The sequence below is a fragment of the Planctobacterium sp. AWM4_229 genome, from assembly GCF_056160305.1.
This window is the reverse complement of sequence record NZ_JBSWWX010000004.1, coordinates 40,701-65,458: the sequence shown is the minus strand read 5'-3', so window position 1 is coordinate 65,458 and position 24,758 is coordinate 40,701. Positions and strand designations below refer to the sequence as shown.

The following is a 24,758-nucleotide window of genomic DNA, read 5'->3' as shown; positions in this document are numbered from 1 at the left end:
CCATGCTGGAACGTGCTGATCTAAAAATTATTGATGCTATTGCGCGATTAGGCACTGTGACAAAAGCGGCTGAAGAATTACATCTCACCCAATCAGCTATTAGCCATGCCATCAAACGCCTGGAAAACACCACTGGGGTGAAGTTCTGGCAAAAATCTGGGCGCAATCTGGCTCTGACACCTGCAGGTAAAAGGTTGCTGATTCACGCCAGGCGCTTACTTCCACAATTTGAGCACATCGAACAGGAAATCAAAGGCTTTGCGTCTGGGCTGCAGGGCAAGTTGCGCATCGGCATGGAGTGTTATCCCTGCTTTCAATGGTTATTGAAAATCGTTGCGCCTTTTCTCAAAGCCTACCCACAGGTGGATGTAGACGTATTAAAAGAGTTTCAATTTGCAGGTCTCGCCGGTTTATTCAATTACGATATTGATATTTTGGTAACCCCCGATCCGGTGTTCAGGCCCGGATTGGAATTTATTCCTGTGTTTGATTACGAGCAGGTATTAGTTGTGAGTCCTGAGCACCCTCTGCAAGAAAAACCCCATGTTGTAGCTGAGGATCTGTTATCAGAAACCTTGATCACCTACCCTATTGAAGCCAGTCGGTTGGATATTTTCACCCACTGTTTGCTGCCCGCCGGTGGCAGCGTGCAGCAGCATAAAAAGATGGAAAGCACGGAGATGATCTTGCAGATGGTGGAAGCCAATCGCGGTGTAACTGTCTTGCCCAAATGGTTAGTAGCAGAACAAGCAAAGCAGTTTGCCATTAGTGGAATCCAGATAGGTGCTGAAGGGTTACACAAACAGATTTTTCTGGGATTGAGAGAAGACACTGAGCGCCCCCAGTACCAGCAAGCCTTTATCGACTTGGCTCTGGGGACGCCTGGTTTAACAGCTAGGGTTGGTAGCTAACCTTATAAATACCATTGCCATCAGTGCCCAGATACAAATCACCGTTTGGATGCACCGCCATACTGCGCAATCTGCCAATGCCTTCGAACCATTTACTGTGGCCTTTTACCTTATTGCCATCAAGTTCCACCAGCACCAGGTGCGCAAACTTCAACGATCCAACTAGCAAGTGACCTTGCCAATGGGGATATTTCTCACTGGTGATAAATTGCATTGCGGAGGGCGCAATAGAAGGCGTCCAGTGCCAGATAGGCTGCTCCATACCCTCTTTTGCAGTTTCGTCGGTAATAGGGGTGCCGTTGTAATTAATGCCATAGGTAATAACAGGCCAGCCGTAATTTTTTCCGGGTTTGATCATATTGATTTCATCACCACCTCGAGGGCCATGCTCATGCGCCCAGATATCCCCCGTCACCGGATTTAATGCCATACCTTGCGGGTTGCGATGACCATAGGAATATATAGAGGGACGCGCATTTTCGGTTTTAACGAAGGGATTTGACTCAGGTACTGAGCCATCAGAGTGAATGCGGTGCACCTTGCCCGGATCGTGGTCGAGTCTTTGGGGATGAACATCGCGCTCTCCGCGATCACCCAAGGTAAAATACAGATATCCCTCTTTGTCGAATTCAATACGCGAACCGTAATGATACACAAGCTCAGTTTTTGGATAACCATGGAAAAGTAATTGCTGATCCACCAATTCCATGTCTTTCAACCGCGCCCGCATAATAGAGGTGTTGTTACCTTGCCCTTCGCCTTCATAACCTGAGAACGACAGATAAATCCAACCGTTATTGGCATAATCCGGATCAATCTCCAGATCCAACAGGCCCCCTTGGTTTTTAGCGTGCACTTCCGGCACACCTTTAATAGGTTCGTTTAATAACTTACCGTCTCGGATCAGGCGCAAATCACCAGCGCGGTTACTCACCAGTAATTCTTTGTCGTTCAACCACACCATCCCCCAGGGAATTGCAACGCCTTTGGTGACCAGCTCTAGTTGATATTTTTCCGACTCGGGCGCCTTCGGAATCGTTTGCTCCTGAGCGTGACTCATCGAAGCGGTAGTGACCATCAAACAAGCCATCATCATCTTTATTCTTTTGCTCATCATTTCCTCTGGATTTGAATCTAATCATAGGTTTAGCATTAGTGTTTTAAACGAGCAACAGCAAACGATTGATCACAGTCAACACGGATTATTGGGCGCTGAGAGTTTCCCGCTCAATCGCCTGTCCTCTTAATATCACAGTATCGATGCTATTGTACGCCTCTACTTCTAACAATGGATTATCGTTGAGCAACAATAGATTAGCAATCTTACCTGCCTCAACAGTGCCATATAGATGTTCCAACTGAAAACTGCGAGCATTGTTAATGGTGGCCGCGGCGAGAATATCGGATAGTGAAATACCGACTTTCGCCATGTGTTTGATTTCCGCAAAGGTGGAAAATCCGGGTTGCGCGGCAAATGTAGGAGAAGATGGCGTATCACTTGCCAACACCATTGTATGCCCCTGTTGATATAAGTACTGCAGCACCCTTTCTCCTTGGTTTATCACCTTATCTTGAGTTTCGAAAATAGCTTGAAGATTACCACCGCCAAATTCGGCGTGCATTTCCCGAGCAAACCAACGGCCAGCGTCTGTGTGGTACCATTGATAAACGGCTTTAGGTATGACTTTTCGATACAAGGGATTCTCTAACACTTCTGGCACCAAAACCCCTTTGATGCCGTCCATGACATTAAATGTAGCCTGATACACCATGCTCTGTTTTATTACCTGATCTAAAACATCCTTAATGGCATCTGGCAGCCCACCCTGTCCGTGATATTTATGCCAGTTCCACATTCCATGAGCCATGACATCCATTTCAGATTTCACCGCTATCTGCTGCATATCGATTGCGTTGGCATGGGCAAATACGGGTAAGTTTTGATCTCTAGCGGCCTGTCGTATCCATCCAAGTTGTTGTTCAGAAACCAAGGGCCAGCCAGTTTTCATATCGAAGCCATCTTCGATAAACACTTTGGCGCAAATAGCTCCGTCTTTAACCATGCTGGCGATCTGCTGCTCAATGTGTTGCTGGCCATCGTTTTCGTCAAGTAAATAACTAAAAGTAGCAGCCGTCTGCTCTTCAGTTGACCACATAGTAGGGTACCCTTTTTTGATTGGCATTGCCCCACAATGGAAAAGATCCGGCCGTAGTGTTTGCTGCTTAAACGCTTTTATGGCGTGTTTTGAGTTGGACGGATCCAGAATTTGAGTCACACCAAAATACAGGTAACTTCGGGGTTGTTGTTTATAATACAGGGCTTTTAGTGCCAGCATTTCTGCCGAGTTACCCGTTTCGCCAGGCATCGACGATATATGTACATGAGAGTCCATCAACCCCGGAATAAGAAACTTTTTTGAACCATCAATTACAACTGCGTCGATTTTGGGCTCAAAAGGCGAACTGGATACGTTAGCGATACGTTCATTGCTGATGTGCACGAACATATTGCTCTGCACACCTCCTATGTGAGGAGAAATCACATTAACATTATTGATGATCAAATCCTGAGCACCGCACCATGGCAGTCCCAGTAAGAGCAAAATTGCGATAAGTGTTTTTTTCATTTAATCTGCTTCCCATCTCTTTTTGTTGAAATTGCATGCCCTGATCATTCTGGCGAGCAAGCTAAATGAATACCTTTCAGATATCTAAAATTAATCTGATTTTTTTCTCAAAATGGAAAAGCGGATAACAACTTGTCACGGAATACCCAATTACAACTCGGAAAATGGACGATAGAGCCAGCATTAAATCGCATCTCCGATGAAAAACAGGAAATCACCTTGACACCCAAGGTGATGAAGGTATTGCAGTTATTAATTGAAGCTGCAGGGCAACCCGTAAGTCAGCAAACATTACTCGATAAAGTATGGCCCGGACAGGTGGTATCCGACAGCTCGATTTACCAAGCTATCGCTCAGTTACGCAAAGCCCTGGGAGACAATTCACAAACGCCTCAATTTATCGAACGCGTTTCAGGACAAGGTTATCGACTCCTTGTGGAAGTAAAGCAACCATCGAAGGCTACAAATATCGCCACTCACAGTATTCGCCACAAAAAATCACTGGCACTAATAATACTGCCTATTGTTGTGTTATTGCTTACCGCTTACCTGTTAATTGCAGGAGGAAAAGAGCCACGTCCGGAGACTCCAAAACCGGTTCGCAGCATCACAGTAGTACAATTTGATTATCCAACTGACTTGCGGAATACCCCAGTTAGTGCCTTATCCGATATTCTAATGACACAACTTAGCCGCTATAAGGAACTGGTAGTGGTGTATTTACCAGACTCCTCGCAGCCACCGAATACCGATGTCGTACTAAGAGGTAAAATCACAGCTTCAGAAAGCGATTTACAGCTATTTCTGAATATTAGTTCAGTCGCTTCCAAACGGGTTTTATGGAGTCAGATATTCGAAGGCGGGCCTGACAGTCTCTACGAGTTGCAGCAAAACATACTGAAAAGTCTGTCCACTTACCTTGAGTTGCCCCAAGTTGCGTCAGGCTTAAACGTTCAAAAAATTCAATCACGCAGCTTTGAACAATATCTTTTGGCACGGCACTTATGGCAACAACGTACGCCATTGTCTTTGCGTCAGGCTGAAAATATCTACCAAAAAATAGCAGATGAAGGCCAATTGTTTCCTCTTGCAGCGGTTGGTTATTGTGAAAATTATTATTTTTTACACATCTACTCAGACTTTCCCGAGCAGAGCTTATTGGAGAAGTGCCAACCTCTACTCGATCGAGCCCTTAGCGAGTCGCCACAAATGGGGGAAGCACTCGCAGCTCAGGCTATTCTGCATAACTTACTGGGCGAAGCCGAACTGGCTGAGCCACTATTTAGAAAAGCAATTGCTAACAGCCCCGGTCATGCCACTGGATTAATGTGGTTTAGCCAGTTTTTACGAGATTCCGGACGCTTTGATGAAGCACTACAAATGTCAAAGCAAGCTTTTAAACTACAACCTATGTCAGCCGTGATAAATCGTTCTTTGGCCTATTCTCACCTGACGCTAAGCCAATTGAACGAGGCAAGGTATTACTTTGAACGCGCCCTCACACTGGATCCTCGGTATTTTCTGGAACCCGTACAAAGCCTCGACTTTTTGCCTCTCAATATTACTCGGGCACGCGACTTTTTAGCCTGGCAACACAATTACCCGGAACATCTGGAAAAAATGCCTTATACAAAAATGACTTCCGTTCAGGTAGCACTTGCGCTAGGTAAACTAAATGAAGCGAAACTCAGGTTTCAAAGCATAAATAAAAACCAAATTAACCCGGCTTTCCTGGTGTATATGCAGGCAGCAATGGCCATCGCAGAAACTGACTATGAGCAGGCGGAACAATTACTGGCACAGCGAATGACCATGCACCCCGATAAACAGAGATTTGTTATGCCCTATGTATCACTGCTGGCTTTTTTGGGTAAGCATGATCAAGCTGAACAAGTTTTTTTAGAGTTAATGCCAGGAGCACAATCAGAGATTAAAATAACACAAGACAACCATAATCTGCTGCTATTCTACAGCCATTTGCGCCGCCAGCGCGGTAAACCACTGGAAGAGCTCGAGCAGAACTTACTGCAATGGTTTAAGCAACATCCGGGAGACAACAGCTTTTTGAGTCCATTGTATTACCTGAATGTATCCAAGGAGCAAGCTAAAACCGAACTAATCAACTTAATGCAAGATGGTTGGCTTCCAGACTTGAATGATGATTTACTTGCAGAACAACACATGGAGCAAATTTTTGAGGAGACAGGGACAGGCAAACAGCAGTTCCAACGACTCCTCAATCACAATCGAAAACAGGCACTTAACTTTCAATAATTACAACTGTCGTAGAAGCCTATTTGAGCTCTTTACGCACAATTTTCGCCCCCTCGCTCAACGCTTTTAATTTGCCTCTGGCAATGTCTCGCGACAAAGGTGCCATACCACAGTTAGTGCAAGGATAGAGATTCTCGGCATCCACATATTTTAGCGCCTTGCGTAACGTCTCGGCCACTTCTTGTGGTGTTTCTATCCTGTTGTTGGCCACATCAATAGCTCCCACCATCACTTTTTTTCCTCGAATCAACTCAATCAGTTCCATAGGTACTCTGGAGTTATGACACTCCAGAGAAATCAGATCGACACTAGATTGTTGCAACTTGGGGAAAATCGCTTCGTATTGGCGCCATTCATTGCCCAAAGTACCTTTCCAATCGGTATTGGCTTTGATGCCATAGCCATAACAAATATGCACTGCGGTTTCACAACTCACCCCCTGCATCGCCTGCTCCAATGCCGCAATGCCCCAATCATTAACCTCATCAAAAAAGACGTTAAAAGCGGGTTCGTCAAACTGGATAATATCCACACCAGCAGCAGCTAATTCTCTGGCTTCCTGATTTAATATCTGTGCGAATTCAAAGGCCAGCTTTTCCCGGCTCTGGTAATAACCATCATACAAAGTATCTATCATGGTAAGTGGACCCGGTAAGGCCCATTTGATTGGTTTTTGTGTTTGTTGTCGCACAAAACGCGCTTGTTCAACAAACACCGATTTCGGACAACTCACCGCGCCAAAAACGGTGGGCACACTGGCATCATAGCGATTGCGGATCTTAACGGTTTTGCGCTTGCTAAAATCCACTCCATCTAGATGTTCAATAAAGGTGGTCACAAAATGCTGTCGGGTCTGTTCACCATCGCTGACAATATCGATGCCCGCCTGTTGTTGTTCATATAGGGTTAGTCGCAATGCATCCTGCTTGGCCAAACGCAATTCTTCGCCCTCCAGTTTCCAGGCAGACCAGAGTTTTTCCGGCTCCGCCAACCAGCCAGGTTTAGGAAGGCTGCCCGCCGTTGAAGTGGGTAATAGTGTTTTCATTTTTTTACTCTCTTATTGGAATTTAACGACAACTTAAACCGGGCGACAACTCAAACCGGGCAGTCAGCCCACTGCTCCAGTACGCTACGATAAGGTTCGATAAAGTGCTGCCGGGCAAACTGGCCTTGCTCTTTCGCCAACCGGCTGCGCTCTTCCCGGTCGTAAACGATTTGTGTAAGGGAATGGTCGCGATTGTGTAAATTCGGTTGATAGCAACGGCCAGCAACGGCATTCGCATTGTAAATTTCAGGTCGATAAATTTTTTGAAAGGTTTCCATGGTGCTGATGGTACTGATGAGCTCCAGGTTGGTGTAATCATTGAGCAGGTCGCCGAAAAAATAGAAGGCCAACGGTGCCACACTGTTAGGCGGCATAAAGTAACGCACTTTTAACCCCATTTTTTTGAAATACTGTTCAGTCAGCGATGCTTCATTAGGCACATATTCAAAACCCAAGACCGGGTGATGATTGTCACTGCGATGATAAACCTTGTTGTCTGATACGCTCAGACATATCACCGGTCCCTTGTGAAAATGAGCTTGATAGACCGTTGAATTAACAAATTGCTGGAACAGCTTTCCGTGTAATTCACCAAACTTTTCCGGGATGGTAAATTTGCTACGCCCCGCGTTATGTTTCAACAGCAAGACACTAAAATCATAGTCACGTACATAAGAAGAGAAGTTATTACCCACCAGTCCTGCAATTCGTTGCTGAGTTTGAGTATCCAGAATGCTGGATTGTAAGATCTCAATACCGGGGAAGCGTTCTGTATTTTCCTGATTGGCAATTTCGATATCTACCGAAACTATTTTTAGCTGCACCTGATAGCGATTGCCGTTGGGATTATCCCAATGAGCGAGGGCGTTAAAGCGATTGTTAATCATCTGCAAGGCATTGCTTAAGTTCGCCTGACGGCTTTCGCCTCTGGCAAGGTTGGCGAAATTTGTGGTAATTCGAGTGTTTTCCGAAGGCTTGTAGTTCTCGTCTAACTCAATAGTTTTTAGGCTAAAAATAAAATCTTGCTCACTCATGTTTGGTCTCCTGTTTGCCCATGAGTGAAATTTATACCGGGTTAATTACATGATTAAAAATGACCTTTTTTCACCAATTCATGAATATATTTAATGATTTATCAGCAGATACAAACTGATACAATCGGACAATAGCCGTTACGACTTGGCTTGCAACCTTTGCGTAAGATTGACACAACTAAAATGACACAACAGAACACACATGACACGCACTACACTTATTAAAGCCGCTTTAATATTGCTGGGGTTTAGTTTCTTAAGCCCAGCAATATTAGCGGATACCGCCTCAGAAGAGACTGAGAATGGTCTTGAGGCCTTTTTTGCCGTCAGCTTGATTGCTGGCGTTACAGAATCAAATTGGGTGAACCTGGATTTCGAGCGCGTTGATAAAACGGAAGAATTTCTGAACATCAACCTTGAAATGCAATTGCGCTGGCGGGGATTCTTTTATGAAAACCCGGGTAATAGCCAGGAAAACGTCGATGGTTTATTTTCTGGCGATGCCATCGGTTACAACTTATACAACAACCGAAACTGGGCGCTGGATATCTATGCGGTACACGCTTTTGGTGATGCAGAATACGTTTTCGACTGGCCCCACCCGATCGTTGACGAAGAAGGAACGATTATCGATTACAACGTAGAGCGACTGCGTTTTCCACGGGATGACAACTACCGATTGGGGCTAAGAGCCACTGGCTATTTTGAAGACTATTTAGCACAGTTTATCGCCACGCCTTTTAGCTTCGAAGATGAGATTGGCGGTTTTAACTTGTCAGCATCTGTGCGCCGTACCTGGCTATACAAGAATTGGAACTTCTACGGCACAGTGGGCCTGAATTACCAAAGCAGTGATATTCTCGATTATTACTACGGCCTGTCAGACGCCGAATCTGCTCAGATTGAAGCCCACCTGCGCGCGCCTGACAGCCCCTTCAAGCCTTATAAGGCAGGGGATGGCTTATTGGCTGTCGGCCAGGTAGGCTTTGAATATCCGATTTCTGAAAGCTTCGTATTTGGTGGTTACTTCACTGCTGTATTGCGGCCCAATGCCATAACTGACAGCCCGCTGAGCATCGAGGGGCGCCTGTTAAGTACGGCGGGTTTATCTGTGACTTATGTGTTTTAAGGAGCAGATGATGAACTTACAAATAAAAAATACACATCGCTGCATTCAAGGCATTTGGCTGGCAATGAGTTTGATATTCTGGTTCCTGTCAGTCCCCGTAAGCGCCGAGGAAGCAACCCCCTTTACGCTGCAACTCTCTCCTGAAAAATGTGTAGCACTGCGTCAGGGCCAGGATTGTTATGTGGACATCCAGCTCAACTGGAGTGCCCCAGAAAGCGGTCAATACTGCATTACCGCCTCGACTCTGGAAACGCCATTGCGCTGCTGGTCAAATCAAAATCAAGGGTCACTGGAGCTGGAGTTTTCCAGCAATCAAAATACCTGGTTTTACCTCAAAAAAGGCGAACAGACATTGGCAAAAGTAGAACTCAAGATGGCGTGGGTGTATAAAAGCAAGCGTTCCTCAGTAACCTGGCGAGTGTTCTGATGACTGACAAAATAGAAAATACCATCTTGTTGGTTGAAGACGATGAAGAACTGGCGCAGTGGACGCAAGAATATCTGAGCAACAAAGGCTTTGTGGTTACCGTCACCAGTTCCGGCAAAGAAGCCGCGCAGCTGATCAGCAATAACCCTCCCGATCTGGTGCTATTAGACGGCATGCTGCCAGACCTGGATGGCCTGGATGTTTGTCGCCAGGTGCGACCTGAGTATCACAATCCCATTATCATGCTCACCGCTCGCGATGAAGAAATAGATGAAGTGCTGGGCCTGGAAGTAGGTGCTGATGATTACATTACCAAGCCCGTACGCGCTCGGGCGCTACTGGCGCGCATTCGTGGTCATTTACGGCGCAGTCAGGCAACAAATAAGAGTGTCGCTGAACCTGCACCCGTATCACAAATTCAACTAAATCAGCTCATCATTGATAAGCAAAACCTATCTGTGACGTTAAGAGGCCAGCCAATCGCTATCACCTCAGCGGAATTTGACGTGTTGTGGCTGTTAGCCGAAAAAGCCGGTGAAGTGGTGTCGCGACAGGAACTCATCAACCAATTACGCGGCTTTGATTACGACGGTTTTGATCGCTCCATTGATTTACGCGTTTCCCGCATCCGTAAAAAATTAGGGGATGATCCTAATGAACCCTATTTGATCAAAACCATCTGGGGCAAAGGCTACCTGTTCGCTAAGGAAAGTTGGTAATACCAATGAGTATATCGGAGTCACAATAAGTGCGTTGGCTGAGTATTTCGTTAATTACAGTAGTATTGGTTGCCACCATTGGCCTGGGTTGGGTGTTTGATGTGGTATATCAGCAATATGCGGGAGAGGTTCAAAACGACACTGCGGACGAGATCCGCCACGCCGAAATACTCACTAAGCAAATAGCAGCAACGCTTGCCGAACGCGAAAATGCCCAACAGTTTGTTGACCAGTGGCAGAACTTTGAGGGCTATCAGTTGCGGCTCTTGCCCTTGTCAGAGCTGGTTTTGCCTGAATCCTTACTGTTGTCGTTAAGTGCGGGGAATACTCTAAATCTGGAATCCGACACTGATATCAGTATTCACAGATTACTGCCCAATTCGGATTCTGTGTTAATATTGGAAATTCCCAGTCTGGAAGAAACGGCGCAGCAATCCAACAATCGCTATTGGTTTACCTCCTTGTTTTATCTTCTGTTGATATTGCTGTTTTTACTTTGGGCACAGCCCCTTATTACCCGTTTGCTGCAGCTGCGCAAAACCGCCCGCGCTTTTGGCAAAGGTGAGTTATCACAGCGGATTGACGTCGGAAAGGTATCCTACATTAGCGATTTGGAAACCGAATTTAACCACATGGCACAGCGCATTGAAGATCTGGTTTCCGATGTGAAACTCTTAAGTTCGGCTGTATCTCACGACCTCAGAACGCCTCTGGCACGTATTCGTATGGGGCTGGACACCTTAAGTGAAGAAACCGATCCAATTAAACGCCAGGCCTATGAAGATCGCATCAACGAACACATCGACGACATGGTGGAGTTGATTGAAACCCTGCTGGGATACGCCAGGTTAGATCAAGCCATGCTGGAGCTGGAGAAAAAGCCCTTAGATATCAGCCAACTATTACACAAACTGGTGGAGAAAAAACAACAGGCAGATAAATCTATCACTCTTAATAACAACGATAAAGTAGCGATGGTTTCAGGCGATCCCACTTATCTCAAGATGCTGTTCAGCAACCTACTACAAAACGCACTACAACACGCGCAACACAGAGTACATATTGAAATAGGAACCTCTGCTGGTGCGTTGGTTATTTGGGTGGCAGATGATGGTCCCGGCATCGCTGCAGATATGCAAAGCGATGTATTTAAACCTTTTGTACGCAGTCGACACAGCAAACACAAAGGCCATGGCGTAGGCCTGGCTATCTGCAAACGCGTTGTAGACTGGCATCAGGGCAATATCACAGTAAAACATAGTCAAGAATTAGGCGGGGCTGAATTTTTGTTAACACTGCCAAAAACTGAAAATTAACCTAACAGTCTGAGCCATAAAACAGTATTGAAGGTTTATCTCCACAGTGTTAGCTTCACGCCTACTCATCTGGTGTAGATGTACTTGAGACTCGGAAATGTCAAATTTTTTCAGAATGTTATCTTGGTTAAAATGTTGTATGGCAATGCTCGGACTAATATGGCTTAGTCATCCAACCTATGCAGCACAGCAAGACGAATCAAAAAACTTTGACGAACTCACATGGCAATTGGACTTAGGAGCTTCGATTCAAAACTTCAGTGGATTGATAGACAGTTTAGACAGGCAAGATAGTGAGCTAAGTATTGGCCTGTTACTTTCAGGTGGTATCTACTACGACAAATTTTTTCTTGAGGCATCTCCGTTTGGGCGTCAACCTTTGACTTTGGGTTATACCCTACGCAAAACGGTCAATTCACAATTCAACCTCGTCGGCTTATCATGGTTTCGCACCATCTCTGAGGCCGAGCAACAACAAGGCAACCTTTTAAACGGTCTAAACTCCCGAAAACAATCCGCTGAAATAGGACTGGAATACATCAAAACATGGCGCAGCTCGGATGTTCGACTGAGGGTATTAAACGATGCGCTGGGAATACATGATGGCTATGTAATATCGCTCGATTATACCCGCCCCATCTACACCACTGACTTTTTGATACTTCCGTCCATTGGAGGCACTCTAATTTCAGAAAAGAGTACCGATTATTACTACGGAATAAAGCCTGACGAGGCCACATATGAAAGACCAGAATACCGTGGCAGAGCAAGTTGGGAATTAACCGCTCGACTGTACATAGAACATCCTGTTTCAGAAAATCTGACCCTGTTTGGCTTCGCTAGTTATTCTAAATTTAGCAAAGGGATCACTGACAGCCCAATCGTGTCCGCAAAAAACGGCACACACACAATTGCGCTAGGTGTGTTATGGGGTTTCTAACGCGGTTCGTCTTTATTTTGCTTCTGGCACTATTCAGGACAATGGTACTCGCGGAGGATGCGGATGATCTAGGGATACGTCTAAAAACGACAATTCCAGTTCTCACTGCCAGTCCGAATATTTGTGAAGTCCCTAACGATCAACGTGCCTGCACGGCCACTGTGGCACTGGTTTGGGAAGTGCCTAAAGCGGGAAATTTCTGTCTCTATCACGCTTCTCAGCAACAGCGATTGCAATGCTGGCAAAACAAATGGTCAGGGGTTTTTCAACTTTCTTTCAATTCAGGGGAATCCGAAATTATTTACTTAATTCGAGAAGAATCAGATGTCATTGTTGCCGAAACGCAAATTAACGTAATAGGAACGATAGAACAACAAGTGCGCGCCCGCAGACGTAGAGGCATTTGGCGCATTTTCTAATTGAGTATTTATGCACCAACTTTGACAGTTTTTGACATATTCCCCACAAAAGATTACGCAAAGCCAAAAGATTCATACCTTTTATCTCCCTAATATACGCCTAAGACAAAACATCAATACGAGGAATTCAATGATGAACAAGCTGGTAATTTCAGCGATTGCAATGGCGATATTTAGCGTTTCAGCTTCTGCAAATGAACTGAGTAAACAAAATTTAGTCGAACGCTCAACGACCCTTAAAAGCGGTGAATTGCAGCTTTTTGGTGCGCTAGTATATGGTGAAACCGGTAAAGCAGATAACACCAATTTTGTTCCTTACATCGCTTATGGATTGACGGATGATTTAACACTGGGCTTGGGCAACGTCCGCTATCGATTGTTTGATAGAATGAATGATGGGCAGGGTTTTGAACTATCCGTCGGAGCCGGCCTTAAAGGTGCTTTAGAACAGGGAAATGAGGACATTTTGGGTTACGGTGCGGATATCTCTGGAAAATATGTACTTTCGTCTGATTTCGCTTTTACTTACGGCGCTGAATACGTTTTTTGGAACTTCCAGGGTGGTGATAATGGTAAAGAATACCGTTATTCGATTGGCACACTTTACCAGCCAATTGATGATGTCACGCTCTCCTTGGGATATACTTATAAGGATTTGGACGGATTTACACAAAACGATGCCTATACGGTTTCGACGAGAGCCAACTACGCACTCAGTAAAAACATGGATTTAGGTCTGAGCTTATCCTACAGTGACTTCGACCCAGCCCAAAATGGCTTCAATGTTGATTCACAACACAGACGAAACCTCGCGCTGTATGTAAACTACCGATTCTAATGCCAGGCGCCGCAATTTAGCGGCGCACTTTTTGGAGATGCCAAAATGCATTCAATTAGCGTTGAATCTTCTGATATTCACGTGTTTTTAGTCGAAGATGATGAACGTTTAGCACAGTTGGTAAAGGATTACCTGGAACTACAAGGTTACTCTGTTACCTTGGAAGTGCGAGGCGATTTGGCCAATCAACGCATTGTGCAAGAAAAACCCGACATCGTGATCCTTGATATTATGTTACCGGGTAAAAATGGTTTAGATATCTGTCGGGAATTGCGTGCACAATCCAATATTCCAGTCATTATGCTCACCGCTCGTACCGATGACATTGATCAAGTAGTTGGCTTAGAAGTGGGGGCAGATGATTATATTTGTAAACCCGTGCAACCGCGGCTATTGATGGCGAGGGTCAATGCCTTATTGCGTCGATACCAAATAAACAACGATAACCACGCTGAGCAAAGTGACGATGACCTTCGATTTGGCCAATTACAGGTACTAGCCATTAAACAAGAAGTGTATTTTGCTGGTGAGGCAATTGATTTAACCACCAATGAAACGGATTTATTGATTCATTTTTCAAAAAATGCGGATAAGGTGTTATCGAGAGATAATCTCCTGAACCAATTACGAGGCTTTGGTTATGATGGCTTGGATCGCACAATTGACATGCTCGTCTCACGCCTACGGAAAAAACTAGGTGATGATCCCGTAAAGCCCAAACGCATCAAGACAATTTGGAAGAAAGGCTATCTTTTTGTTTCTGATGCTTGGGATTGATTTGCTATACGCCACTGCTGAATAACTTTCGTTTTAATGAAAAACCTATTTGCTCGATTATATCTTTTACTTCTGCTGACATTTGTCGGTTTCGGCTGGAGCGTGGATCAGCTTTACAATCAGTTTGCCAATGAACAGCAAGTTGTCACTGATCTCGATCTTCATCGCGGCACACTTTATCTCCTGAACCATGAATTAGCGCGTTTGCCTGTGGAAAGTCAGCAAGAATACATAAGAGTTTTATCACCCAGTTTTGGCTATCCTGTCGCGCTCGTAAATGAAACCGAATTGCTCAATACCTTGGCGCAAAACGCGCAAACGCTCACAGAGCAACAGAAACAATTTCTGCGTCAGGGCGGGCAAGTGTCTGTAATCGATGACAAAACAGGTTTGAGTTGGTTTTTACAAGCTTACAATAATAGCAATAACATCATCTTATTGGGGCCGATAAAACAAGAAACTTCCGCAGCCAATACCCTATTTAGTGCAGTTTTTCTGTTAATTCTGGCATTAATTGTTTTTATTTGGGTTTGGCCTCTTTCTCGAGGCTTAGTCACACTTACCAGTGCAGCGCAACGTTTTGGCGAAGGCGATTTCTCCACTCGTGTCACAATGGAAATTGCACGTCCTTTGCTGCCTGTAGCACAACGCTTTAATGACATGGCAGGACGCATTCAACGCCTCATACGCTCACATAAAGAACTCTCCCATGCCGTATCACACGAGCTGCGGACGCCTATCGCTCGGATACGTTTTGCAATGGAAATGACGCGCGAACTATCCGATGCAGAAAAACGCGAAGTTTATTTTGCTGCTATGGACAGTAACATTGAAGAGTTAGATGGTTTAGTGGATGAACTACTCACATACGCACGTTTCGACCGTGATGAGCCAAAGTTAGATTTTTTGCCTGTCCACTTGTTACCTTTAGTACAAGAAGTGGTTGCCAAGTTTGAAATGTTAGAAAGCCATATCGAATTCAACATTGATTGCCAACATGGCTCCTCCGTCGAGGCTCAATGCGACAGAGAAGGTATCAATCGGGTGTTAGATAACTTATTACGCAATGCCATTCGATACGCCAAAAGTGCTATTCGCATTCGAATAGACAGCCGGGATAAAGACGTGGAAATTTGGGTAGAAGATGATGGTCCGGGCATTCCACAGGAAAACTGGCAATCCTTATTTGATCCCTTTGTCAGATTAGACAACAGTAGAGATAGAAGCTCTGGTGGAATTGGTTTGGGATTGGCGATTGTGCGCCGTTACATGGAATGGCATCATGGCACGGTTAGGGTGGAGAATGCGGAACCGCAAGGCGCTCGGTTTATCCTGAATTGGCCACTGCACAGAAACCAGCACAAATATTAGGCATCAATCTCCAGCCACCACGTTATACCCCTTATCTTGCATACAGGAAATAATAAAATCTCTTTGTCTTTTTTTTGTGTACAGTGCGCCACCTGCAGCGCCGACAACAGCTCCCACCACAGTATTGCCAAGCTCTCCATTCCCAGACAATGCACCGGTTACGGCACCCAATAATCCCGCTTCAGTGGAAACGTCGAGTTCATCGCTTTTTGCAGCTTGCTCTCGGCAGGTTTTCAAATCCATTTCATAGTTGGCAAGATCAGTATTGCTCACCACAGGCCGATGCTCTAGCCCGGTAGAAGTGCATCCCGAAACCACGAAAAGTAAGGCGGGTGCGAAAAACTTAATGTCAGATAAAAACACTATCACAAATGGCAACAGATTAACTTAACGCTAGTATCGCACAAACCCGTTGCAAAGATGTAACGTTGTGTAAAAAAGCCTCTTTAACCTTGACAAAATTTGACAGTTATTCAACACATTAAGACGGATTTGAACGCTGTGCTTTGTCATGATTTATCGGACCCAATCAATGAGAGAATTAATATCATGACAACATCAAGTATCAAACGCAGCGCCCTTATTGTGACAGCCTCACTGCTCTCTATTCTCAGTGGGTGTGCCACGATGGAAAACGGTGCCAACTATCGCCCAATCGTAGATGGTGGTGATCTAACACATTACGAAGCAGACCTTGCTCAATGTCAAGATGTAGCCCGACAACGCGAATACCTCAATGACGAAACGAAAGCCGATGCAGCCATTGGCGCGGCCGTAGGCGCACTACTTGGTTCAGGTGGTGACCGCGGAGACATTATAGGTGGCGCCCTCATCGGCGGAGCGGTAGCTACGGCTGACGGTGCCTTTCAAGCCAGAACAGAACGCAAGAATATCGTTATCAATTGTATGCAACAGCGTGGCTACAACACCGTCGAATCCACCTACATTATTGAATAAATGTACCTTATCTACACCCATCAACACCGTGTTAAAGGGCCACTATTTGGTGGGTGTATTGATACTTTCACAATAGACATCACAACCCTCCCTTGGATTGGCGAGCAGCTATACGTCGATAAGGTGGACTAGTTCTTTTGCGGCCTTGCTCGGTAGCATTTCTATCACTTCATAGCTGGCCAAATCTTCCCGATGGAAAGGATCATCTGCCAATACCTCGTTCAGCTTCTCAATATCACTCATGTTAGCGAGAATCACGCCCCCGGTTCTGGGTTCTTTTCGTCCGGACAAGATAAAGTGGCCTTTTGCATACTGCGCATCTAAATACTCGATATGCTCTGCCAGAAATTGTTCGACGCACTCGAGTGGCACTTTGTAGGTTAAAGACACAATAAACATAAAAATCCCTTGATAAATCTCTGAATAAACCAGGCCAAAACGGCTAACGACATTCCTGCTGCCACCAAAAAATCGCAGCCTAACACAGATATGTGCGCCAAAATGAAGATTATTTCCCTACAACAGGGGGCCACCAGCGAATTTTCATCGCTCTTAGACACAATTACTCTCCACGAAGTGCTGACTTCCAATTCGCGGATTAGCTGACAAGCCAGAGCCATAAATAGTATCGTTAAACCACTAAGCGGAGATCAGCATGATGGTTTTTATTGGTATAGATACTCACAAGTCATTCATGTGGTGGCTTGATTGTAAGACAGATATCAGGGCAGCATTGAAGACAAAAAGTAACGGCAAACGGTAGTATGAAGGGTAAATTTACTATACTATATTTTCGTAAACTGAAACAGGCGCTTGGTTATATCGGCTATGGGAAAAAGGATTTTTATGCGACTCATTTTTGTATCTCTTCTTATTACTATTATTAGTGCTTGTGCCACTACAGGCCCCTCTGAGCCTTACCTGAATCAACCCCCCATTACTCAATACGAGTCTCTCAGCGACTATTGGTTGTCAGATAAAAAAGTGCAACCTCTGAGGTATTTAACGAGAGAGCAATATAGGCTCATGAAAGGGAAGAGAATTAAAATCGAAGCAAAGTATTTGATTGATTCCAACGGCGATGTTCACAATGTTGAAATCCTGAAATCAAATATCGATATCCCGATGGAGAGCTTGGTTAAGAAGGCGCTGCAAAAACAGGACTTTTATCCAAGTCAGAGTAACAGTTCAAAACAACCGATCGTCGCTTTTGCGGGATTAGAATTTGCCTGCGACTAAAGCATTTAGCTAAATCCCCTTGCCAAAACGGGTTGGTACTCACCATTTGATAGTAGTCAGACGGTTCTGACGAGTTCGCATTAGGGGTTTTCACCAAACGTGTTTAAAATTTGTTTATGAAAGCCCTCAACGCCGATCCCGATTTTTCCAGACAAGTGGTAGAAGAGCTTTATCGTCCAAGGCCCAAATACCTATCTATTGCACTGCCTTTAGCGATAGTGTTTGGTTTGATTGGCGCGCACCGATTTTACCTCGGCAAAACCTTTACTGGTGCATTGATGCTAGTGACGGGCGGAGGTGGAACAATATGGTGGCTGATAGACTTGTTTTGCATTAAAAAAATGGTGTCCCAGTACAAGCAAAAACAGCAACAACGCCTGGAAGCAGGACAACCTCCATTAGATCTAGTCTTCTTCCCGGAGAAACAGGAAGTTTTAAAAAACGAACTCCCCCACTGGTTCCCCCGCAGAAACTCTAAGGGAAGAGTTTATGGTAGCTTATTTTTGTTGGGCCTCATTGGATTCTGCTTAGGAGTGATCACTGGGCCAACAGGAACCTATGAACCCGCCATCATACTCATTGTATTCATCATCGCTTCACTCACCGCCGCTCGATTACAGCTAACTCACAAAATTCCAATAGTGGCCAGTTTAACCCGCTGGGTGCACAAACTCAGGCTCTATTACTACCATGTGGACCCCGGTAATATCTGGCTTTTGGGCTTACGCCCGCTTTATGGCGTATTCATCGCACCATTTCGCCCCAAAGCACGGGCTGAAGTGCGACTTTACTTGGAGATGGGGATTGTCTTTGCGCTACTGTTTTTTGTGTCTGATCTCATGGAAATCGCCCAGTATGATTCCCTGGCGGAAGGCCTGGCTTTGGCCTTTGCAGAGTTCATACAAACACTGATTTTTACCTATATATTTGTCGCTCCGGTTGGCGCTTTACTTACCACCCAGATACTACTATCCCGCAAAGATTGGGTGATTTGGTTGCTAAGTGTTGCCTGTATAATTGCTATCTATGTTGGTTTGCGGGTCACGGGTGGTATTTGACAAGCTATGTTTAGAACTAGTTTTATGGGGCATCCCGGCATGCCCCATTGCTTGTCATTATCAAAATCGCTATTCAATACCGATGCCCGTGAGCACAGGCTCGTCTTCTACATACTTATAGTGCACCGAGAGCGTATAGGTCGCGTTGTTTGGTTTAGTTTTGATCACCAATTCGGCAATGCCGCCATTGTCAGCTTGTAGCTCTCTGAAGCCGAGAAACTCGTAAGACTTAAATTCCTCGTGCAGCATAGTATGGGTTTGCGCATGCTCCTCCATCGGTGCCATAGCTAAAAACGCTGGATGCGCAGAATTCGTTAGCAGCGTTTTCCAGGTATCACTGCTTTTTTGTTTTATTGCATCGAGAAACGCCCGGGCCAATTTACCTGTTTTTGAATCTAGCGGGATTGTTGGCAGTGTGGTCGCATCAGAAACCTGAGGTAAAGGCTTGCCTCGTAAGGTTGCCAGTAAGCGACCGGTTGCTCCGCTTTGCGTCATAGGATCATTGCTGTGTAAAATCACCACCAACTCTTGCTCGGGCAGCGTATAAAAATCGGTGTAAAAGTAGTTATTGCCGCCATTGTGCCAGTGCATTTTGCCCAGCACCGGATCTTCCTCCAGTACGATGCCATAGCCATAATGGGACATAGCACCTGCTTCTTGAACATAAGGTTGCAACATAGTTTGATTGGGTGTTTGAAGCATCATCCGCCCCAATTGCACCAGATCAGTTGCAGTGGAGATCATGCCGCCATTGCCTATCAGGTGCCACCCCGGTTTTTCGCCGCCCCATGAGGCTTGCGCCAGTATGTCTCCATCCATATTACTCTCGGCAATTAGCGGATTGTATACAGAGGCATACCCAGTATTTTGCAATTTCAGTGGCTTAATCACCAAATCCTGCAACCAGGTTTGATAATTTTGTTGAGTGATTTTACTGATTATGGCCGCGACGAGACTAAACCCAACATTGGAGTACTCATAGCCGTTTCCGGGTTCAAATAGCAAAGATGAATTTAACGCCAGTTCGACGAACTCTGTTTGGTTAACAAAATTATAATCCCCACCCACTGCGCCGGGAAATCCAGCACTATGGGTCAATAACTGATGGATGGTGATAGATGCTTTATCCTTTGGCACATCAGCAAAATACCAACTTAGTGTATCATTGGGGCTCAGTTTTCCGACATCAATCAGTTTAGTGGCCGCCAGACCAGTGAAAGTTTTACTGATAGAACCTATATCAATTTGGGTGTTTTCATTGAAAAGGGTCTGAGATTCAACATTGGCCAAACCAAATGCTTCTTGCAACAATATTGAGTTTTTATCGGCAATCGTCACGAAACCAGAAAACTGCGATGCCTTCAGATCACTTTTAAGCTGTGAAACATGCTCTGGGTCGAGGGAGTATTTGCCAACGCCTACCGCCGATAGGCTGTTGGAAAGAAACAATAAATTGAATAGTATGAATAGAACTTTGTGCATTTTTTATAACCCTATAGCTTCGATAGTGCTATTCCAGATCAAAACGAACATCAATGCCTGACGAAACAATTTCCAAACATATTGCAACATTTCCCAAACTCTATTTTGGGCAAATACAATACCTTCGCAACGAACGTGAATTGCTTGTGCAAGGCGAAACTATCCGCCTCGAGCCTAAAGCCGCTGCGGCACTTGAGGTATTGATCGAGAATTACAACAGCGTGGTGACTCGTGAACAATTACTGGATGGGGTGTGGGGTCAAACGGGATCAGATGAAGCCCTGACTCAGGCCATTTCGCGTTTGCGTCGCTTATTCGGGGAAGCCATCAATATTAAAACGATCCCCAAAATCGGTTACCAGCTACTCACTAAACCAGAGACAACCTCCAAGGTTGCCATAGTTACACCGGAGCAACCTGGGCAACCTGTACCGGTAAAGCCATTAATCGATACCCCGTTCAAAGGCTTTGTATGTGGCTTTTGTCTGGCAACGCTGATTGCACTACTTATCGGCTTGCTAATGACGGATATTCAAATTTCTGTTGAAGAAGAAGAATATGACCAGAACGGTAAAGTCTCGGGCACCACTACAATCGAAAAGTGTCGGGAGGATGATTGTAGTTGAAGTAACAATTAATTGAATTAGGTTCAGCTATATGGTTACTTACAGAGTTAGGTGTTTTTTGCCATCACCGGGATCCACCAACGAATTTTCATCTCTTTTAGTGGCCTGAACGGAACAGGAAAATAAGCTGCGATATCGGGTTTATTACCATCCCGCTCAAAACTATTTTCAGCAAACCACTTTCCATAAATGGCTTTATTAGTTTGTACGGCTGTGTAATAGGTACAATGGAATTCTGCATAAGTGGCAGCGGGGATCTCAATAAGATTAAATTTATCAGGTGCCGTATTAGCGTCGACCTCAATCGCGAGCGTATCGGTAAATTGTTGCCTGTTGCCAGATTCATCCGGTTGATATATCGACATCAAAGGTGCTTGCGAAACGATGCCGGCGCGTCCCTGAGAAAACGTCATCAAATCCGAATATTCCTCTCCGGCAACATAATCCTTCCAATATTTTGGGGCTTTTTTAGCAAAAGAATCAAATTCAAATGACTGAGTCTTTCCCAACACCTTAAACGCTGGTTTATTGATGAGTTGATATTGCATGGTGATCTCTCCTTCGAATGGCAGTGCTAACTGGTGGCGATAAAAGCCCTCGGCCAGGAATTCGTCACTACGAGCCTGATTAGGGTTCACCCCGTGAAACTGCCTAAAGGCACGGGTAAAGGCGTTGGGGGAATCAAAGCCATACTTTGCTGCGATAGCTAATACCGTTTGTTTTGAGTTTTTCAGCTCTTCACAGGCCATGGTTAGTCGCCGGCAACGCACATATTCGGCTGGAGTTATTCCAAAGGCACCAGAGAATACCCGATGAAAATGATACCAAGAGGCACTAGCCCGTTCGGCCATAACGTCTATTTCAATGTCGCTATCCAGATTGGCTTCGATGTAGTCCAGTACTGATGAGAGCCGCTTTGCCCACGTCATTTATACACCTTGAGTTAGATACACAGTTTATCTACTACTAAGCATACAAAGCCCAAGGCAGGTTCGTCTCACCTTTTTTGCGCTTTTAAACTATTTTGTATCCATCAGATACATTTTGAAAAAGTCCGGTACAAGGGCATACAGCATTGTCTTTGTGCAAACCATACACTGCCTCCTGTCAACACTCATTACACAGGAAGCAGCATTATGTTGAAACAAATAACACTTATCTCGATGGCCGTACTGGGCCTTTCCGCCTGTGGAGGCGGTTCTTCAGAAACACCAGTCACCCCCGTAACTCCACCGCCGCCACCGCCCACTCAGCCCACCTCGGAGTTTGCCGCGGTGGCTGAAGCTGCAAGAGCAGAATTACAGAGTAACCAATCGGCAGCGGTATCCGTCGCTATCTACAAAGACGGTGAAGTGGTTTACGCCGAGGCCTTTGGCAATAATCAATGGCAAAATGGCGATCCGGTTAATGCCGATACCCTTTTCCAGCTTGGCTCCACGACTAAGATGTTCACCAGCCTGGCCACTATGCAATTAGTGGAGCAAGGTATCGTCACGACTGAAGATACTCTTACATCTACGTTGCCCGATATTCGCTATCTGGCAGAGCAGTCGCAAAGCTGGAATGACGTCAATATTCACCATCTGATGACCCACCAAAATGGCTTTCTGGATGACTATCAAGCCATGTCGGATAACAGCGAACTGATGCGCTATATGCAGCAACAATACGGTAATGCCAACCCCAAGATGGTGGCACCGGGCAAGTTCTTTAACTACAACAATCCAGGATTCTCATACCTGGGGGCCATTCTTGAACATGTCGAAGCGCAAGATTTTCGCGATGTTATGGCGCAATCGGTATTTGAACCGCTTGGCATGTCGCGCACCACCATGCATCAAAATGACGTCGGCAACGATGGTAATTTCGCCTTAGGTGTATACAGCAATGAAGACGGCAACCCTGTGGGCTACACCAGTTTAAACCAGGTGCAAGACTGGCTACCTATCATTCCAGCGGGGATATACACCTGGTCGACCCCCACTGAATTGTTGCAAATGGCCGACTTTTTGATAAACGGTAATAACGATGTATTGGCCGATGAATACCGCACCGAAATAACCAAAGCTCAAGTGTCCATGGAGCAAGCTGGATTGCCGCTTAACTACGGTTACGGTATTTTCATTGATGAAGGCTTTGCTTATAACAACCGTTGGTATCCCATGACTGTATGGCAGCACGGTGGTAATACCGAAGGTTACACCTCTATGTTCTGGGTACTTCCAGAGGAAAACATCGCGGTATCTATTATGAGCAGCGGTTACTCCGACTACTACATTGAGACCATGGTGGCGGCCCTGCAAAGTGTGATGGAGTTACCCACACCACAAGCCATGCCTTACGGTGAGATTGATACCGACAATTTTGATCGACACGTGGGTACCTATAGTACAGGAGCCGTTACTATCGAGGTAAGCAACAAAGATGGTGTACTTCACGTCAACGTACCGGAAATGAACGCACAAAACGTGCCTTACAGCCCCACATTGCAAGCAATCGGTGGCAACACCTTTTTGGCCACGGCCGATGGCGACATTACCGATTTAACTTTCTTTGCCGACGAGGTTGATGGCGACTCTAACTACATTCGCAATCGCAGCTATGTGGCTATTCGAGTAGGTAGCGAAACCTCCGAGCGCCCGGCCGCAGCCAAACAACTGAGAACCACCTCTGCCACCAGCAAGATCATTCTCGACTAATAACTAAAAGTCAAAGCAGATTAATGCCAGTCACAGGGATGTGGGGGCATTTTTCTTTTGTTTTGTAATGGTCGAACTTAGTGTCCACAACAGGTATGATTTAACTATTCATTGCTCAGGGACGCATTGTTAATTGAAACGCCCACTTGTCTTGCTTTTATTGTGGTTAAATTGCACGCTCAGTTTTGCTGATACCAAGCAAACTGTCACCACCTGCACCGACTACACGCCTTATCATCAAAACGAAGCGAGTGAGCTTGTCTTTAATGGCCGCAATATTGAAACCTTGTACCGGGTTGTAGAAGGTCTGGGATTAACCTTAGACATGTCCGTTCGCGCTCCCTTCGTACGCTGCATGAAGTTGCTGGAACAACAAAAAATTGATGTACTGGCGGGTTTGATCTTCACCGAAGAAAGAGCCAGTAAATTCACACTGATCCCCTATCGACAAAAAACACCGCTGGCGATTTTTTACTTAAAAGACGACTACCCGATTTTTAATATCTCCAAACTAGGCAGCACTGAAGTTATCGGCATGCATCGCGCTTTTGCCTTGCCGGATGATGTAAAAAGCACTGAACTGGAGAGCCGATTAACCCCTATCACTTCAGTGGGTGTGGGGTTTGAGATGCTGGCCAGACATCGCTTAAGTGGCGTATTAGCCACCACAGAAACTGGCAAGCTGGTGCTGGCCGACTGGCCAGAGATGCAAGATAAAGTCAGTTACCAGCTATTGCCTTCTCAAGACGATTCGGTTTACTTCGCCATAAATCCACAATCACCATTAATGCAACGTGAAGCGGAGATACTGCAGGTGCTTAAGCAATTGGCACAAACACCTGCCTTGCAACATTTGGGTTTATAACACCC

Annotated in this window: 25 protein-coding genes; 17 read left to right on the top strand and 8 right to left on the bottom strand. The window is 45.4% G+C overall.

What is annotated here, in order from left to right; all coding sequences use genetic code 11:
• Positions 1-2 precede the first annotated feature (2 nt).
• Entirely contained in the window at positions 3-911 is a 909-nt protein-coding gene (locus tag ACXAGP_RS09615) for a LysR family transcriptional regulator (RefSeq protein WP_475261049.1), read from the top strand.
• On the opposite strand, the gene ACXAGP_RS09610 is transcribed toward ACXAGP_RS09615, so the two are convergent.
• Complete coding sequence (locus ACXAGP_RS09610) at positions 895-2,025, bottom strand: PQQ-dependent sugar dehydrogenase (protein ID WP_475261047.1); 1,131 nt, start codon at positions 2,023-2,025, stop codon at positions 895-897. The two genes, ACXAGP_RS09615 and ACXAGP_RS09610, sit on opposite strands and share 17 nt — an antisense overlap.
• A gap of 88 nt (positions 2,026-2,113) precedes the next feature.
• Positions 2,114-3,538: an amidohydrolase family protein gene (locus tag ACXAGP_RS09605; RefSeq protein ID WP_475261046.1), complete on the bottom strand. Its 1,425-nt coding sequence runs from the start codon at positions 3,536-3,538 to the stop codon at positions 2,114-2,116.
• Between the two features lie 132 nt (positions 3,539-3,670).
• Between ACXAGP_RS09605 and ACXAGP_RS09600 the strand changes: the two genes are divergently transcribed.
• The gene (locus tag ACXAGP_RS09600) at positions 3,671-5,812 is read left to right on the top strand and encodes a winged helix-turn-helix domain-containing protein (protein WP_475261044.1); all 2,142 of its coding nucleotides are present in this window, start codon (positions 3,671-3,673) and stop codon (positions 5,810-5,812) included.
• A gap of 19 nt (positions 5,813-5,831) precedes the next feature.
• Here ACXAGP_RS09600 and ACXAGP_RS09595 read toward each other — a convergent pair whose 3' ends face one another.
• Together ACXAGP_RS09595 and ACXAGP_RS09590 are read right to left on the bottom strand one after the other, a co-directional pair.
• Entirely contained in the window at positions 5,832-6,857 is a 1,026-nt protein-coding gene (locus tag ACXAGP_RS09595) for a methionine synthase (protein WP_475261043.1), read from the bottom strand.
• 50 nt (positions 6,858-6,907) lie between these two features.
• A complete protein-coding gene (locus ACXAGP_RS09590) occupies positions 6,908-7,891 on the bottom strand; it encodes a DUF1852 domain-containing protein (protein WP_475261041.1) in 984 nt (327 codons plus the stop codon).
• Between the two features lie 202 nt (positions 7,892-8,093).
• On the opposite strand from ACXAGP_RS09590, the gene ACXAGP_RS09585 reads away from it, so the two are divergent.
• The 9 genes from ACXAGP_RS09585 (at position 8,094) to ACXAGP_RS09545 (ending at position 15,827) form a co-directional block, all read left to right on the top strand.
• A complete protein-coding gene (locus tag ACXAGP_RS09585; protein WP_475261040.1) occupies positions 8,094-9,020 on the top strand; it encodes a MipA/OmpV family protein in 927 nt (308 codons plus the stop codon).
• A gap of 7 nt (positions 9,021-9,027) precedes the next feature.
• Positions 9,028-9,447: a DUF3019 domain-containing protein gene (locus ACXAGP_RS09580; RefSeq protein WP_475261038.1), complete on the top strand. Its 420-nt coding sequence runs from the start codon at positions 9,028-9,030 to the stop codon at positions 9,445-9,447.
• Entirely contained in the window at positions 9,447-10,166 is a 720-nt protein-coding gene (locus ACXAGP_RS09575; RefSeq protein ID WP_475261037.1) for a response regulator, read from the top strand. The genes ACXAGP_RS09580 and ACXAGP_RS09575 overlap by 1 nt, the downstream gene beginning before the upstream one ends.
• A 29-nt stretch (positions 10,167-10,195) precedes the next feature.
• Complete coding sequence (locus tag ACXAGP_RS09570) at positions 10,196-11,482, top strand: HAMP domain-containing sensor histidine kinase (RefSeq protein WP_475261036.1); 1,287 nt, start codon at positions 10,196-10,198, stop codon at positions 11,480-11,482.
• Between the two features lie 139 nt (positions 11,483-11,621).
• Positions 11,622-12,422 carry a MipA/OmpV family protein gene (locus ACXAGP_RS09565; protein ID WP_475261035.1) on the top strand — a complete coding sequence of 267 codons (801 nt, stop codon included), beginning with the start codon at positions 11,622-11,624 and terminating at the stop codon, positions 12,420-12,422.
• Positions 12,410-12,841, top strand: a complete 432-nt coding sequence (locus ACXAGP_RS09560) for a DUF3019 domain-containing protein (protein WP_475261033.1) — start codon at positions 12,410-12,412, stop codon at positions 12,839-12,841. The genes ACXAGP_RS09565 and ACXAGP_RS09560 overlap by 13 nt, the downstream gene beginning before the upstream one ends.
• A 130-nt stretch (positions 12,842-12,971) precedes the next feature.
• Positions 12,972-13,679, top strand: coding sequence for a hypothetical protein (locus tag ACXAGP_RS09555; protein WP_475261032.1), 708 nt, complete (start codon positions 12,972-12,974; stop codon positions 13,677-13,679).
• A 45-nt stretch (positions 13,680-13,724) separates the two neighbouring features.
• Entirely contained in the window at positions 13,725-14,456 is a 732-nt protein-coding gene (locus tag ACXAGP_RS09550; RefSeq protein WP_475261030.1) for a response regulator, read from the top strand.
• Between the two features lie 102 nt (positions 14,457-14,558).
• Positions 14,559-15,827 (top strand): ATP-binding protein, encoded by a 1,269-nt coding sequence (locus tag ACXAGP_RS09545; RefSeq protein WP_475261029.1) that lies wholly within the window; start codon positions 14,559-14,561, stop codon positions 15,825-15,827.
• Between the two features lie 3 nt (positions 15,828-15,830).
• On the opposite strand, the gene ACXAGP_RS09540 is transcribed toward ACXAGP_RS09545, so the two are convergent.
• Positions 15,831-16,205, bottom strand: coding sequence for a hypothetical protein (locus ACXAGP_RS09540; RefSeq protein ID WP_475261027.1), 375 nt, complete (start codon positions 16,203-16,205; stop codon positions 15,831-15,833).
• Positions 16,206-16,376: 171 nt separating this feature from the next.
• Here ACXAGP_RS09540 and ACXAGP_RS09535 point away from each other — a divergent pair, with 171 nt between their 5' ends.
• Positions 16,377-16,784, top strand: a complete 408-nt coding sequence (locus ACXAGP_RS09535; RefSeq protein WP_475261026.1) for a hypothetical protein — start codon at positions 16,377-16,379, stop codon at positions 16,782-16,784.
• A gap of 108 nt (positions 16,785-16,892) precedes the next feature.
• Here ACXAGP_RS09535 and ACXAGP_RS09530 read toward each other — a convergent pair whose 3' ends face one another.
• On the bottom strand, positions 16,893-17,183 hold the full coding sequence (locus ACXAGP_RS09530) for a YciI family protein (protein ID WP_475261024.1): 291 nt from the start codon (positions 17,181-17,183) through the stop codon (positions 16,893-16,895).
• A gap of 447 nt (positions 17,184-17,630) precedes the next feature.
• On the opposite strand from ACXAGP_RS09530, the gene ACXAGP_RS09525 reads away from it, so the two are divergent.
• Positions 17,631-18,023: a hypothetical protein gene (locus ACXAGP_RS09525; protein ID WP_475261023.1), complete on the top strand. Its 393-nt coding sequence runs from the start codon at positions 17,631-17,633 to the stop codon at positions 18,021-18,023.
• A gap of 116 nt (positions 18,024-18,139) precedes the next feature.
• Positions 18,140-19,081 (top strand): TM2 domain-containing protein, encoded by a 942-nt coding sequence (locus ACXAGP_RS09520; RefSeq protein ID WP_475261022.1) that lies wholly within the window; start codon positions 18,140-18,142, stop codon positions 19,079-19,081.
• A gap of 69 nt (positions 19,082-19,150) precedes the next feature.
• Here ACXAGP_RS09520 and ACXAGP_RS09515 read toward each other — a convergent pair whose 3' ends face one another.
• Positions 19,151-20,563, bottom strand: coding sequence for a serine hydrolase (locus ACXAGP_RS09515; protein ID WP_475261020.1), 1,413 nt, complete (start codon positions 20,561-20,563; stop codon positions 19,151-19,153).
• 53 nt (positions 20,564-20,616) lie between these two features.
• Here ACXAGP_RS09515 and ACXAGP_RS09510 point away from each other — a divergent pair, with 53 nt between their 5' ends.
• Positions 20,617-21,189, top strand: coding sequence for a winged helix-turn-helix domain-containing protein (locus ACXAGP_RS09510; protein WP_475261019.1), 573 nt, complete (start codon positions 20,617-20,619; stop codon positions 21,187-21,189).
• Positions 21,190-21,236: 47 nt separating this feature from the next.
• Here the strand turns inward: ACXAGP_RS09510 and ACXAGP_RS09505 are convergent, their stop codons facing one another.
• Positions 21,237-22,118: a GyrI-like domain-containing protein gene (locus tag ACXAGP_RS09505; protein ID WP_475261017.1), complete on the bottom strand. Its 882-nt coding sequence runs from the start codon at positions 22,116-22,118 to the stop codon at positions 21,237-21,239.
• 207 nt (positions 22,119-22,325) lie between these two features.
• On the opposite strand from ACXAGP_RS09505, the gene ACXAGP_RS09500 reads away from it, so the two are divergent.
• A complete protein-coding gene (locus ACXAGP_RS09500) occupies positions 22,326-23,888 on the top strand; it encodes a serine hydrolase domain-containing protein (RefSeq protein ID WP_475261016.1) in 1,563 nt (520 codons plus the stop codon).
• 133 nt (positions 23,889-24,021) lie between these two features.
• Positions 24,022-24,753, top strand: a complete 732-nt coding sequence (locus ACXAGP_RS09495; RefSeq protein ID WP_475261015.1) for a transporter substrate-binding domain-containing protein — start codon at positions 24,022-24,024, stop codon at positions 24,751-24,753.
• The last annotated feature ends 5 nt before the right edge of the window (positions 24,754-24,758 follow it).